The sequence below is a fragment of the Micromonospora sp. L5 genome, assembly GCF_000177655.2.
GTDB lineage: Bacteria > Actinomycetota > Actinomycetes > Mycobacteriales > Micromonosporaceae > Micromonospora > Micromonospora aurantiaca.
Map to the genome: position 1 here is coordinate 2,736,946 of NC_014815.1, position 12,823 is coordinate 2,749,768.

General features: G+C 73.6%; 13 protein-coding genes. 7 read left to right on the forward strand and 6 right to left on the reverse strand.

Annotated elements, in window-relative coordinates; genetic code table 11:
• Genes ML5_RS13050 through ML5_RS13075 form a run of 6 tightly spaced genes read right to left on the reverse strand, consistent with a single transcriptional unit; the run spans position 1 to position 7,787 of the window.
• A complete protein-coding gene (locus tag ML5_RS13050) occupies positions 1–1,176 on the reverse strand; it encodes a M23 family metallopeptidase (RefSeq protein ID WP_013288981.1) in 1,176 nt (391 codons plus the stop codon).
• Positions 1,173–1,733, reverse strand: coding sequence for a hypothetical protein (locus ML5_RS13055; protein WP_013474999.1), 561 nt, complete (start codon positions 1,731–1,733; stop codon positions 1,173–1,175). The genes ML5_RS13050 and ML5_RS13055 overlap by 4 nt, the downstream gene beginning before the upstream one ends.
• Complete coding sequence (locus ML5_RS13060; protein WP_013475000.1) at positions 1,730–3,673, reverse strand: hypothetical protein; 1,944 nt, start codon at positions 3,671–3,673, stop codon at positions 1,730–1,732. The genes ML5_RS13055 and ML5_RS13060 overlap by 4 nt, the downstream gene beginning before the upstream one ends.
• Position 3,674: 1 nt before the next feature.
• Positions 3,675–7,046 carry an ATP-binding protein gene (locus ML5_RS13065; protein ID WP_013475001.1) on the reverse strand — a complete coding sequence of 1,124 codons (3,372 nt, stop codon included), beginning with the start codon at positions 7,044–7,046 and terminating at the stop codon, positions 3,675–3,677.
• 49 nt (positions 7,047–7,095) lie between these two features.
• Positions 7,096–7,458: a hypothetical protein gene (locus tag ML5_RS13070; protein ID WP_013288977.1), complete on the reverse strand. Its 363-nt coding sequence runs from the start codon at positions 7,456–7,458 to the stop codon at positions 7,096–7,098.
• 14 nt (positions 7,459–7,472) lie between these two features.
• The gene (locus ML5_RS13075; RefSeq protein WP_013288976.1) at positions 7,473–7,787 is read right to left on the reverse strand and encodes a hypothetical protein; all 315 of its coding nucleotides are present in this window, start codon (positions 7,785–7,787) and stop codon (positions 7,473–7,475) included.
• 358 nt (positions 7,788–8,145) lie between these two features.
• On the opposite strand from ML5_RS13075, the gene folP reads away from it, so the two are divergent.
• The 7 genes from folP to ML5_RS13110 all read left to right on the forward strand — a co-directional run bounded on the left by folP (position 8,146) and on the right by ML5_RS13110 (position 12,821).
• Complete coding sequence (gene folP / locus ML5_RS13080) at positions 8,146–9,087, forward strand: dihydropteroate synthase (protein WP_041784510.1); 942 nt, start codon at positions 8,146–8,148, stop codon at positions 9,085–9,087.
• Entirely contained in the window at positions 9,084–9,443 is a 360-nt protein-coding gene (gene folB / locus ML5_RS13085; protein WP_013288974.1) for a dihydroneopterin aldolase, read from the forward strand. Before folP ends, folB begins: the two co-directional genes overlap by 4 nt.
• Positions 9,440–9,967 carry a 2-amino-4-hydroxy-6-hydroxymethyldihydropteridine diphosphokinase gene (gene folK, locus ML5_RS13090; protein ID WP_013475003.1) on the forward strand — a complete coding sequence of 176 codons (528 nt, stop codon included), beginning with the start codon at positions 9,440–9,442 and terminating at the stop codon, positions 9,965–9,967. The genes folB and folK overlap by 4 nt, the downstream gene beginning before the upstream one ends.
• An 85-nt stretch (positions 9,968–10,052) precedes the next feature.
• Entirely contained in the window at positions 10,053–10,541 is a 489-nt protein-coding gene (locus ML5_RS13095) for a DUF3180 domain-containing protein (RefSeq protein ID WP_085983675.1), read from the forward strand.
• A 114-nt stretch (positions 10,542–10,655) separates the two neighbouring features.
• Positions 10,656–11,882: an ABC transporter permease gene (locus ML5_RS13100; RefSeq protein WP_013475005.1), complete on the forward strand. Its 1,227-nt coding sequence runs from the start codon at positions 10,656–10,658 to the stop codon at positions 11,880–11,882.
• A gap of 61 nt (positions 11,883–11,943) precedes the next feature.
• Positions 11,944–12,246 carry a hypothetical protein gene (locus tag ML5_RS13105; RefSeq protein ID WP_013288970.1) on the forward strand — a complete coding sequence of 101 codons (303 nt, stop codon included), beginning with the start codon at positions 11,944–11,946 and terminating at the stop codon, positions 12,244–12,246.
• 83 nt (positions 12,247–12,329) lie between these two features.
• The gene (locus ML5_RS13110; protein ID WP_013475006.1) at positions 12,330–12,821 is read left to right on the forward strand and encodes a hypothetical protein; all 492 of its coding nucleotides are present in this window, start codon (positions 12,330–12,332) and stop codon (positions 12,819–12,821) included.
• The last annotated feature ends 2 nt before the right edge of the window (positions 12,822–12,823 follow it).

The window sequence follows — 12,823 nt, forward strand, 5'->3', positions numbered from 1 at the left end:
TCACCCGGTCTCGCCGAGGGGCGCGCCCCGCTTGCGCATGAAGGGCACCGGGTTCTCCGCCCCGTTGCTGGACCGGTCGCCGTTCTTGTGCACCTCGAAGTGGAGGTGCGGGCCGGACGAGTTGCCGCTGCTGCCGGAGATCCCGATGACCTCGCCCGCCTCGACCGCCTGACCCGGCACCACGCGAGGTCGTTCGACCATGTGGCAGTAGCGGGTGATGAATCCGCCGGCATGCAGGATGTCCACGAACCATCCGCAGCCGCCCTTGTTCGGCCAGCCGTCCCGGTCGCAGTCCCGCCGCCCGGAGCGGTCGGGGTCGCAGCGGGCCACCAGCACCCGGCCCGCCGAGGCGGCGTGGATCGGCGTGCCCTTCGAGGCGGCCAGGTCCACGCCGTGGTGGCTGGGGCGGGCCGTGGTGCGGAAACCGGAGACCACACCGCCGGGCAGCGGCGCGGTCCAGCCGGAGGCGGCGATCCGGTCTCCAGCCGCGGCGTCGCACACCGCCTTGCCGGCGATCTCCACGGTCCGGGCGGCGCCGCCGGCCAGCGCGTCGACGATGGCTCCGGCCAGTTCCTCGTGCTTGGCGTAGGCGTCGGGGTAGGCGCTGACCTGGACTTTCTGGGCGACCACAGTGAGCGGGCGCTGCTGCCAGTCCGGCACCTTCTCCATCTTCTGGTAGAACTTGCGGGCCGCGTACGAGGGCGTCATCCGCTGCTCGACGCTGCCCCACCCGGGCCGCTGCTGGAACAGGCCCAGCGAGTCGTGGTCGGCGCCGACCCCCTCGTGCGGCAGCGCGAGCGACGCCGGCACCGTGCTGTTGGCGAGGTTGCGCAGCGCTGATTCCTGCATCGCGGTGGCCAGCGCGATCACCCAGCCGCGGGCGGGAAGCTTCATGTCCTGGCCAACCTTGATGATGACCGCGGCGTTGCGCAGCTGACGCTCGCCGTACTCGGCGAAGCGCGGCATGTCGCCGGTCAGGTTCACCTGGTAGGCGGGGTCGCAGTTCAGGGCCGCGAGCTTCGGGTCGTCCTCGTCGCCGCCGAGTTCGGTGAGGAGGAAGGCGCCGGCCCCGCCGACGCAGCAGAGCAGGGCGAGCACGCTCGTGACGACGGTGGCGACCACGCCCAGGCGCAGCTTCCGGCGGACCTGTCCGGCGACGGCCGGGCCGGCGGTCACGACCGCTCCCAGTCGATCGCGTCCACCAGCCAGGGTCCGTCCGGTGCGACGAGTTCGAGCCGGAGCGTGCCGTTGTCCAGCGGAACCACCGCCTCCACGAAGGACTCGGTGCGGGGCCGGAGCGTCGGGGCACCAGTGGTCTTCCGTGCGGGCACTGTCTCCGGGTCGGCATCAGTCATCTTCTCGGCCAGCGCCGGGGTGGAGAGCGGCCGCAGGCGGGTCTGCCACGCGTCGCCGCTGCTGCCCGGGCCGCTCAGCCACGCGGTGGTGAAGCGACCGGCGACCTGCTCCGGCGTGTCCTCGCCCGGCCGGGTCTTCGGGGCGACCGCAGTCGGCGGGCTGGCGAGTACGCCGTCGTCACCGGCCTCCGGGTCCGCGGTGCTGATCGGCTGGGTGGGGCGGCTGGTCAGGCCGAGGCCCGGATCGCCGGGTCCGGCGACGAGGCGGGCCGCGCCGATCACACCGAAGACCAGCACGGCGATCATGAGGGCGACCCCGATCCGGGACCGGAGGATCCGGGTGAAGAGGAATTCCAGCGCGCGTCGCACCGGACTCACCGGGCCTCGGAGCGGATGCGCGGCGCCGGCCGGGCCGGTGCGGTGCCGCGGCCCGCCGAGTCCGGCCGGTAGACGGCGTAGGAGGGCGCCTCCTCCGGCACGTCCGGCTCGGTCCAGGTCGACTGTGCGCGCCGGGGGCGGGGAGTGCCGCCGGGACGCTCACCCGGCCGTCCGCTCGCGGGCGCCTCTTCCGGCCTTTCCCGCCCGTCCGGCCGTTCCCGCTCGGCGGGTGTGGCGCTGTGCGCCGGATCCTCGTGCCGGGCCTCCGGCCGGAGGCTGCGCTGGTCGGCCGTGACGGTGCGGCGCTTGCCGATCGCCGGTTCGTTGGTGCCGCCGGGCTCGGCCACGTCCAGCCGTGCGGCGATGCGCATGTCCCGGAAGAACCGGCGGTGCCAGGAGCCGGCCGAGCTGACCGCCTCGCTGCTGTCCTTGCCGCCGAGCTGGGTGATCCGGCGGTACGGCCGCAGCAGCAACCAGCCGACCACACCGCAGAGCCAGACCAGGACCACCTGGAGCCAGCCGGGCAGCGTGGCGGTGTTCATGATCAGGTCGACGGCGAAGAGGTAGATGGCCGCGCCGGTGCCGAAGATGGCGATGTTGAAGACGGCGGCGACCACCGCGTTCGCCAGCCGCCGGAGGCCGGCGCTGGCCGGGCGCATCAGGCCAACAGTGCCGAGGATCGGCGCGGCGATCACCGCCCAGCGGAAGATCAGGAAGCCGAGCAGCACCAGCAGCGACGCGGTGAGGTCGAACATGGCGAACAACACCGAGGCCAGCACCGCGATGAAACCGGCGCCGATCCGGTCCATGTCCTTGGTGCCCTTGAGGTACTCGTACGCCTCCGGGTCCTCGGTCTCGATCTGCTGGGCGACACGGGCCCACTGCTGTTGCTTGGCCTTGATCGTGCCCTCGCGGGTTGCCGGGTTCTGGCGGAGCTTCTCCGACTCCTCCCAGGTGAGGGACTTGGCGTCGTACAGGGCCGGGCCGTACTTCTTCGCGGTCTCGCTGTCCGCCGAACCGAGCACACCGCGCAGCCAGTTCCGGTAGAGCATCGTCTCGGTCGCCGTGTCGCTGGCACGCACGGCGGGTGGCCGCTTGTCGACACAGGCACTCGGGTTCGGCAGCGCGCACTTGTCCGGCGGGACGGTCTTGGAGGAGGGGCCGACCGCGTCGTGCACCACGCCCAGAGTGCTGATCAGCGTGTTGTCGGCGATGTTCGCGGACTTGACGGGCCATGCGGCCAGCGCGGTCACCGCCACCATCACCAGCAGCGCCCAGCCCGCGGTGGTCATCGCGTTGCTCATGTCCGACTGGCGGGACCGCCAGAGCAGGTAGAGGCCGACCACGCACACGGTGATGATGCCGAAGACGCTGAACACCTTCTGGTAGACGGCCTTCGTGGCCTGCTCCACCAGCGGGTCGGCCCAGCTCCACATCGTCCGCGGATCCCAGGCGCGCTCGCGCAGCGCGTTCGAGGCACCGATCACCGCGTTGGCGAACATGAACTCGCCGTTGGCGACCATCGTCGTGAAGCGGTAGTCCGGATGCAGCACGGAGGAAGCGCAGCCGCCGTCGATGTCGTACGTGTTGTAGCTGTACCCGGCGTACCCGTAGTCGCTGTAGAGGCCCTTCGGGCCGGGCTCCTTCGCCGAGTCGGGCCGGGACGCGAACCAGCCGGCCAGGCCCGAGTCCGGCGCGGCGGGCACCGGCGCGTTGCGGCACTCGACCTGGTCCTCGCTGACCGCCTTGAGCCTGCCGACGCAGGACCGGAAGTCGGCCTGCCACTCCTTGGTGGTGCACAGCTCGGCCCGCGCCTGGGTGACCGGCGCGGCGGCGTACGCGGGTGTGGCCGCCCCGATCACCGGCCAGGAGATCGTGGCCCCGGCGAGTACGCCGAGCGCGAGGAGGAGCGCCGCGATCCGTGCCCGGGCCCTCGCCATGTCACGCCTCCAGATCAGCCAGGACGGTCGGCAGTATCCCGGCGGCCTGGGCGACCGCGGCGGGGGTGGTGTCCAGGTGCTCCAGCAGCCCGTCGACGTACGACACGTCGACCCGGACCTTCTGCACGCGCCCGTCGACGTCGCGCATGACGAACTCGCGGAAGCCGAGCCGGTTGGCCGATCCGCTGTCCGCCTGGGAGAGGGAGGCGAGTGTGGCCTCGTAACCGTCGTCGACAGGCACCCGCAGCAGGCGCAGCGCCTCGGAGGCGATCTCGCTGTCCTCGGCGATCCGGCCGACGAAGACGGTGGAGACGAGGTTCTGCACGTCGAGTCCGAGGATGTCCTTCGGGTTCTGCGACGCGACGAGCGCTGCCAGGTTCCACTTGCGGGAGTCGCGGGCGAGCCGCACCAGGAACGAGCGCCCGGACCGCCAGCCCTCCATGAAGTGCGCCTCGTCGAGGCCGACCAGCTTCCGGGAGGACATCGACCCGCCGTAGCAGCGGCGTACGGCGAGCCGGTGCGCGGTGTGCAGCATCGGCAGCGCGAGCGCCTCCTCGGCCGACCAGTACTCCCGCTCGATCTTGAGGTCGGGGAGCCGCAGACCGGCCATGGTGATGACGGTGAGCGCGGCGTCGGCGCCGAGCAGCCCTTCCGGCGGCCGGCCGAAGAAGAGCATGGCCAGCGGCATCTCGGCGGTGTCGAGCAGCAGGTGCGCCAGTTCGCGCCCGGCGTCGTCGTCGAGCCCCTGGAGGCAGGTCACCACGTCGTCGAGCGTGGAGGTCTCCTCGGCCGGCACCTGGCGTACGGCGTGCCGGAACAGCGTGGCGGTGGACGCCTCCCGGGCCACCTGCGGCGGCACCAGCATCATGCAGATGTCCTGCACCAGCATCCGGCGCTCGGCGCGGGCGTTCGACACGGCGATCTCGAACTCGCGGTCGCCCGCCGGACCGGCGCCGAACTCGCTGCGCAGCGGCGTCGGGATCAGCGCGTACGGCGCGAGCGTGCCCTGTTCCGAGCCGGTCAGGTTGAGCACCCGGGAGTACGGAGCCAGTTCGGGCATGGCGCAGAGGCGGGCCAGTGGGCCGGACGGGTCGAGCAGCGTCACCTGCACGCCGCGGCGCGCGGCCAGGTAGCCGAGCGCGCCGAGCAGCGTCGACTTGCCACCGCCGGGTTCTGCGACGAAGACGGCGAGGCCGGAGCGCTCGCGTACCTCCATCGGGAAGTGCAGGTCGAGGAAGACCGGCCGGCGGCAGGTGCCGGCGGTCCGCCCGATCAGGTCGCCGCGCCGGTCGCCGACTGTGGACGCGGCCTGGGGCAGCGCGGCAGCGAGCAGGTTGACCGGCATCCGTCGGACGTAGCCGGTGTTGGCGATCGGCTCGCCGGGGATGAACTCGCGGGCCAGCCAGTCCTGGTTCTTCGGGTGCTGGAGCGAGATCCGCAGCTCGCGGGAGTAGAGCTGGATGAGCCGCCGGGCCCGTTCCAGGCACTCCTCCCGGGTACGCCCGCCGACCGCGATCCGGTGCCAGCCGTGTGCCCGGGCCGAGTCGACGGGCAGACCGGTGGTCATCTCGTCGCCGATCACCAGCGCGCGCTTGGCCAGCCGTTCCAGCTCGGGCGGGGCGTCGATGCCGTGCTCGGCGTAGTCGAGCTGCTGGGAGCGGATCATCCGGAGCCGGTGTTCGAGGTTCCGGAAGGAGTCGTTGGGGCCGAGGATGTCGACGCGGGTGGACAGCTCCATCGGCCACGGCAGGCGCTCGTGGAAGTGCAGCCAGGGCTCGTGCCGCTCGGGGATCTCCAGCGGCTCCATCCGGCCGACCGCGAGCACGGCGACATGGCGTTCCTCGCCGGTCATCCGGTTGACCAGCTTCACCGTCGAGCCGTACGGGGTGCGGTAGCGCTCGACCTGCTCGGTGAGGGCCAGCAGGTCGCCGCGTTCCCACCGGCCGTTGGTGATCGGGGACAGGACGCCGGGCGGGGCCATGCACAGCGCCACCGAGCGGTAGAGCAGCCATTCCAGCTCGGGTGCGGTGACCCGGCGCCCGCGCATGCCGAACGCGCCGAGGACCTCGTCGAACTGCTCGACGGTACGGCTCAGCCGGCGCCGCTCGCCGTCGGCGGTGCCCCGGCCGAACGTGCGCAGGAGTCGTTCGGTGAGCGAGTCGCCGAGCGACCGGCGGGCGAACGTGACACCGAGGTAGGTCTGGCCCTCGGCGTGGTTGACCGCCATCAGGTGCCGCTGGGCGGCGACCAGGTGGTCGGCCCAGCCGGTGGTGCCCGGTACGTCGGGCAGCGGCGCGGCGGTGTGCGCGTCGATGGTGCGGGCCCACTCGTCGGCCGGGAAGGGCCGGGTGGTGCGGCGCAGGTGCAGCCGGAACCCGGCGAGTCCGGCGTACTGCTCGGAGATCGCCGAGAGCAGGGCCTCGCGTTCGGCGTCCGGCCGGAACGCCCACCGCACCTCGGGCAGCCAGTACCAGGCGGTGACGGTGTTGGGGGTGAAGGTGAGGTGCCCGGCGATCTCGGTGATGGCCAGCTCGACCGAGGGATCCCGGTCGCCGAACTTGATCTTCGGGGCGCGGACCCGGACCGGCTTGGTCGGCCGGTTGCGGCGTTCCGGCGTGCGCTGCCGGGGCGGCGTCACCTCGCGGTGCGCCGGACGGCCGACCTCCCGCGACGGCGCCGCGCCGGCCGCGAGCGGGTCCGCCGCAGCGAGATCCGGCTCCCGGTATTCGGCGGGCGCGGGGGCGGGGATCTGCGGGGGCGGCGGGAGCGCCGGCTCGGGCTCGGCCGGGGGGCGGAGAGCGGGCAGCCGGTCACCGGTCTGCTGCGGAACCCGGCTACGCGACGGCGGCGGCGGGGCGAGCGCGGCCGGCGGGTCGGGCAGGGGCGGCTCGACCGGCAGCGGCGCGGCGTGCACGGGCTCGGGCCGGGGGCGCCCGACCGCGCGTACCCCAGGGGTCTGCTCGCGGACCGGCGGTTCCGGCTCGGCCCGGGGCGCCGGCTCGACCGGCACGGCGGGCTGGTGCGGGATCGGCAGGGGCTCGCGGCCGACGCCGCGGCGGGGTGGCGCCACCACCGGCTCGACCGGTGCGGGCGGCGTGGACGCGGCGGGCCGCCGGCGGGGCTGCGCACCGCCGAACAGGTCGAGGAAGGGCGAGTCGATGTCGCCGTCGGGGCGTACCGGCTCGCGCGGGGTCATCGGTCGCGGCGGCTGGAACACGCCGACGCGGCTGTGCCCGGGGCTGGTGACGAGCGCGCTGTCGAGGACGACCTCGTCCAGATCCTCGTCCGGTGGGTAGTCGAACGATCGCGCACGGTTACCGTTGGGCCCGGCCGGGCGCCCGGCCGGGGAACCCGGCGTGGAAGAGCGACTCATGCGACCGCCTCACCCGCGTCGTTCGTCTGCACGGTTGTCGTACGCCCGGTCATGCCAGTTCCTCCCGGATCCTGATCCGGCTCGCGACGAGCCGCGGATCCCGCTGCTCGGTGGCCGGTTCCCGGGTGCGTCGCCAGTCGGTCAGCGCGGTCCGGATGACCATGCGCGCGGGCCGGTCCGGGTCGACGTACCGGAAGATGAACGAGGTCGTCACGATCGCCAGCGAGATCTCCCAGGCGGGGAACAGCTCGACCTGGAGCGTGAACAACCAGTGGATGAACATGTAGAGGGGTACGAGCAGCATGAACAGGCCGTACTGGGCGTACGGCAGGTGGACGGGAAGGGTGTACCCGGGCGGCCCCAGGTAGACGAGGCGTGCCCGGTAGATGTCGTCGTCGGTGCGCAGCCGCATCGTCGCCCAGCGCCCTACTCGAAGATCAGGTTGATCAGGTAGTCGCCGACGAAGAAGAGTGTTGCCGCTCCGGCGATGAAGGCCAGGCCGATGATGGCGATGGCCGAGCTGGTCAGCACCTTGGAGATCTCACCCCGGCTGGCCCGGCCGATGAAGATCACCCCGAGGACCGCGAGCAGGATCGGCGCGATCTTGCTGGCGAAGAAGGTGACGACGTTGTCGGTGTCGATGCCCTTCGGTGCCGGCTCGGCGAGTGGAGTCGACGCCAGGGTGTGGAGCGCGTGGTCCACGGCACTGGACGCCGTTGCCATGAGCTCGATGGCGATCACTGGAAACCTCCCCAAGGTCGCGGCCGGCGGCGCCGCGTTGGTGCAAGTAGGCAAGCCTGGCGGGATGGTGCTCGTCAGAGACAGCGCCGTCAACGCTGAGTCCGTCACCCACCACGCAGAGTGGTGAGTTTTGGGGGGATTCTTCCCGCTTCGGCCCTCCCTCCAGGCTTCGCCATCTCGATGCTGGGCAATTCCAAAGCGTACGGCCCGGCCACCTTTGCGACAAGCCGTGAAGAGTCGACCCCCGACGGCCCGGATGACCGATCGTACACCTGTTCCAATGCGCACGTCAGGGGTGCCGCGTCGGGCGCTCGCCCGGTGGCCGGAAGCCCTGCCGGCGAACGGTACTGTCGGGTCCGTGACCGATCTGGTACGGGCGGAGACCCCGGTGGTGATGGGCGTCCTCAACGTCACGCCCGACTCCTTCTCCGACGGCGGCAGATACGCCGATCTGGACGCGGCAGTCGCACACGGGGTGCGACTGCGCGGGGAAGGCGCCGACCTGATCGACGTGGGTGGCGAGTCCACCCGGCCCGGCGCCGAGCGGGTCGACGCGGAGACGGAGACCGCCCGGGTGCTGCCCGTGGTCCGCGAGCTGAGCGCCGCCGGCATCCTCGTCAGCATCGACACCAGCCGCGCCCGGGTCGCCGAGGCGGTCCTCGCCGCCGGCGCGTACGTGGTCAACGACGTCTCCGGCGGCCTCGCCGACCCGGACATGGCCCGGGTGGTCCGCGACGCCGGCTGCCCCTGGGTGCTCATGCACTGGCGGGGGCACTCGCGGGGGATGCGGGAGCTGGCCACCTACACCGACGTGGTGGCCGAGGTCCGGGACGAGCTGAGCCGGCGCGTCGACGCCGCGCTCGCCGCCGGGGTGGCCGCCGACCGGATCATCGTGGACCCGGGCCTGGGCTTCGCGAAGACCGCCGCGCACAACTGGGCGCTGAGCGCCCGCCTGCCCGAGCTGGTCGACCTGGGCTTCCCGGTGCTGTTCGGGGCCAGCCGCAAGTCCTACCTGGGCCGGCTGCTCGCCGACCCGGCCGGCGAACCCCGCCCCACCGCCGGGCGGGAGGCCGCGACCGTCGCGACGAGCGTGCTCGCCGTCGCGGCCGGCGCCTGGGGGGTACGCGTGCACGACGTGCGCGGCACCGCCGACGCGCTCGCCGTCTGGCGTGCCACCGGCAGCCCCCGGCTCGCCACCGCGACCGGCCCACGGCAAGCGACAGCGCCGCGGACCGCAGCGGCCATGGGCGGTACCCGGCCGGCGGAAGCGGCCACCGGCACGAGCGGAGGCGACAGATGAGCGACCGGATCGAGCTGACCGGCCTGCGGGCGCACGGCCGCCACGGCGTCTACGACTTCGAGCGCGCCCAGGGGCAGGAGTTCGTGGTCGACGCGGTGCTCGAACTGGACCTGGGCCCGGCCGCGCGCTCGGACGAGGTGACCGACACCGTGCACTACGGCGAACTGGCCGAACGCCTGGTCGCGGTGATCACCGGCGAGCCGGTGAACCTCATCGAGACGCTCGCCGACCGGCTGCTCGCGGTCTGCCTGGCCGAGCCGCTGGTGGCCGCCGCCACGGTGACTGTGCACAAGCCGGAGGCCCCGATCCCGCACGCCTTCCGGGACGTCGCCGTCACGATGAGGCGTACCCGATGACCCGGGCCGTGCTGTCGATCGGCAGCAACCTGGGCGACCGCCTCGGCCACCTGCGCGGCGCGGTGGCCGCGTTCGGCGACCGGGTGCTCGTGGTCTCCGGCGTCTACGAGACTCCACCGTGGGGGGACGCCGACCAGCCCGCGTACCTGAACGCCGCGGTGATGGTCGCGGACCCGGCGGCGGCGCCGGAGGACTGGCTGGCCCGCGCCCGGGCCGCGGAGGCGGCGGCCGGGCGCGACCGCGACCCGCAACGACGGTACGGGCCGCGCACGCTGGACGTGGACGTGATCGCGGTCTGGGACGACGCCGGCGAGCCGGTGCTCCGCGACGACCCCGAGCTGATCCTGCCGCACCCCCGGGCCCACCTGCGCGCCTTCGTGCTGCGCCCGTGGATCGACATCGAGCCGCACGGCCGGCTGCCCGGGCACGGCTGGCTGACCGATCTGCTCAACGCCGAGCCGCTCGCCGGGGACGCCCTGGAACTGAGCCCGCGACCCGATCTGGCGCTAGAGTCGGACACATGACCCGGTGGATCGTGGCCCGGCAGTGGCGAGCTGAGGAGGTGCGGTGAGCACCGACCGCTCCCCGCAGGGGCCCGACCGCTTCCGGATGGGGCCGACCCGGGCCTCCACGCTCGTGGTGGCCGGCCTGGCCGCCGCCGCGGTGGCCTGGCTGCTGATCAGTAGCTTCTACGGCGACCTCGGCTCTGACCTGCCCTGGCTGCCGGTGATCACGCTGGCCGGGCTGGCCGTGCTGGAGGGCTACGCGGCGGTGAACACCCGGGGCCGGATCGAGCGGCGGCCCGGCCGGGAGCCGGTCAACCCGCTGCTGGTCGCCCGGTTCGTCGTGCTGGCCAAGGCGTCGGCGCTGGCCGGGGCCATCTTCGCCGGCTTCTACGCCGGGCTGACCGGCTGGCTGTTCGTGGAACAGACCAACGCGGCCATGAACGATCGGCCGGCCGCGCTCGGCGGCCTCATCGCCGCGCTGGCGCTGGTCGCGGCCGCGCTCTGGCTGGAACGCTCCTGCCGGGTGCCGGAGCAGGAGGACGACGAGGACCGCGAGCCGGGTGACCGGGAGACGCCCCGCGGGCGTCTCTGAGGGTTCCCCCCACCCCGGCCCGGCGGTACCGTCCCTGGCGACCGGAGAGCGACGGCCGCCACCGGTCCGCCCGCCCGTGGGCCGGACGCGGCCACCTGGGGGAGGCGCGAGCCAATGGCGTACGACGATGCGGGCCGGACAGCGCCGCCGGAGACGTCGTCCGGGGTGCCCGCTGCCGTACTGGAGCACGTCTTCGACGACCCGGCCCACGGCGAACCCGGCCGGGACCGGATCGCGGTGCACGTGCTCTGGGAGTTCGTGCTGCTCGCCGGTCTGGTCGCGATGGCCTGGCTGCTCTGGCGGGAGGACTCGGACGCGCTACGCGGCGGCTCCCTGAAGACGCTGCTCGTCGACGTGGCGGCGCTCGGCCTGCTCACCCTCGCCGCCGGCCTGAGCCTGCGGGCCGGCGCGGTGAACCTGGCGATCGGCCCGGTCGCGCTGGCCGCCGCGCTGCACTTCGCCGAGCAGGGCGACCGGGGCACGCGGGAGGCGCTGCTGCCGGCGCTGGCGATCGCGGCCGCGGCCGGGCTGGCGCTCGCCCTGGCCGTGGTGGTGCTGCACGTGCCCGGATGGGCGGCGAGCCTGGCCGGGGCGGCCGGCGTGATCGTCTACCTGGAACGGCGGACCGCGCCGGTGACGGTGCAGGGCGACTACGACCCGCGCGGCAGCGCGCTGTACTTCTTCGTCGGCTTCGCCGCGGTCGCCGTCCTCGGTGGCCTGTTCGCCGCGATGCAACCGGTACGCCGGCTGATCGGCCGGTTCCGCCCGGTCGCCGATCCGGCCCGGCGGCGCGGCGTGGCAGCCGCCACGGTGACCGCGCTGGCGCTCGTCGGATCCACCGTGCTGGCGATGCTCGGCGGCGTGCTGATCGCGGCGAACGGAAACGGCCAGGTCGCGCCCGGCACCGGACTGGACTGGACCGTGCTGGCGGTCGGCACCGTCATGCTCGCCGGAACCAGCGCGTACGGGCGGCGCGGCGGCATCTTCGGCACCCTGTTCGCGGTCTGCCTGGTGGTGGTGTTCCTGGCCTGGACCGTGCCGCACGGCTGGACGGTCAGCCGGTGGGCGCTCGGCGGCGCCGTGCTCGGCGTCGGCCTGCTCGTCACCCGGCTGGTCGAGACGTTCGGCCGTCCCCGCCCGGCACCGCCGGGTCCGCTCGGCCCGGTTCGCCCGGCCCGGGACGGCGCGCTGAGCGGCGGCTGGACGATGACTCCGCCGCCCGAGCCGGCCGACGCCTGGCCGTCGGTGCTCCCGGTACGCCAGCACGACACCCCGGTGGAGGCATGGGAGGCCCCGCGCTGGGACAACGAACCCCGGCGCTGGGACGCCGACGACCGCTGACCCCGGCGGTGGCCGTGCGTCCGGCGCGCCCGGACTGATCTCTCCGGTTAGGCTCGGCGGCATGACCGAAACTCCTGCCCCCGGTGGCCGCACCTTCGACGAGCTCGACAAGCTCTCCACCGAGGAGCTGCGCGAGCAGGCGTTCAACCTGGCGCGCGACCGCCGCGACGTGGGCTTCTTCTGGTCGGTCCTGCGGCACCTGCCCAACGCCGACGAGGCCGCCGCGCTGGACGGCGCGCCGAACTCGATCGGCCCGACCATCGACGAGGCGAACGCGCTCTGGCGTGAGCTGACCGGGCACGGCTACGACGAGTCCGCGCCGCTGCTGCGCGCCGCCTTCATCGACTACCTGATGAAGCACTGAGGTCGATGACTGCCCGTCGGCCGACGGCTGCCGACCGGTTGCGCAGGTTTGCCCGGCGGGACCGGCCGGGAACTGACCGCCGCATGGCTCTGAGCAACCGCCCCCGCACCGTCCCCCGGTACGGCACGGCCGCCGGCACCGGCACGCTCGCCGCGTTCCTGCTCGTCGCCGTCGGCGGCAGTCCGATGTACGTCGACTGGGCGCAGCGGGGCACCGACCCGACCGGCGCGGGTGGCTGGTTCCTGCGGCTGCTCGCCTGGCCGTTCTGGCGGTGGCAGGCCGACGAGGGCGTGTTCGCCACCAACCTGCGGGCGATCCTGCTGCTCGTGCTTGCGGCGGCACTGCTGTACCTGCTGCCCGGGCCGCAGGTCGACCGGGTGACGTCCTCGGGCAGCCAGTTCCTCTCCGGCTGGGGCGCGTACGCGCTCGCGGGCGGGCTCAGCGCCCTGCTCGCCACGCTCCTCGGCCCGCACGGCTCGCTGTTCGCCGCGTTCCAGGCCGCCAGCACCGGCGTCACGTACGGCTTCTTCGCGGGCTGGATCGTCGGGCTGGCCAGCCTCGGCGGCCGGGCCTGACC

What these genes read in the sequence shown, in the direction of transcription:
- ML5_RS13100 (WP_013475005.1), top strand. Translation starts at nt 10,656, where the DNA reads ATGGCGTACGACGATGCGGGCCGGACAGCGCCGCCGGAGACGTCGTCC.
- ML5_RS13060 (WP_013475000.1), bottom strand. Translation starts at nt 3,673, where the DNA reads ATGGCGAGGGCCCGGGCACGGATCGCGGCGCTCCTCCTCGCGCTCGGC.
- ML5_RS13105 (WP_013288970.1), top strand. Translation starts at nt 11,944, where the DNA reads ATGACCGAAACTCCTGCCCCCGGTGGCCGCACCTTCGACGAGCTCGAC.
- ML5_RS13070 (WP_013288977.1), bottom strand. Translation starts at nt 7,458, where the DNA reads ATGCGGCTGCGCACCGACGACGACATCTACCGGGCACGCCTCGTCTAC.
- ML5_RS13110 (WP_013475006.1), top strand. Translation starts at nt 12,330, where the DNA reads ATGGCTCTGAGCAACCGCCCCCGCACCGTCCCCCGGTACGGCACGGCC.
- ML5_RS13095 (WP_085983675.1), top strand. Translation starts at nt 10,053, where the DNA reads ATGGGGCCGACCCGGGCCTCCACGCTCGTGGTGGCCGGCCTGGCCGCC.
- folK (WP_013475003.1), top strand. Translation starts at nt 9,440, where the DNA reads ATGACCCGGGCCGTGCTGTCGATCGGCAGCAACCTGGGCGACCGCCTC.
- ML5_RS13065 (WP_013475001.1), bottom strand. Translation starts at nt 7,046, where the DNA reads ATGAGTCGCTCTTCCACGCCGGGTTCCCCGGCCGGGCGCCCGGCCGGG.
- folB (WP_013288974.1), top strand. Translation starts at nt 9,084, where the DNA reads ATGAGCGACCGGATCGAGCTGACCGGCCTGCGGGCGCACGGCCGCCAC.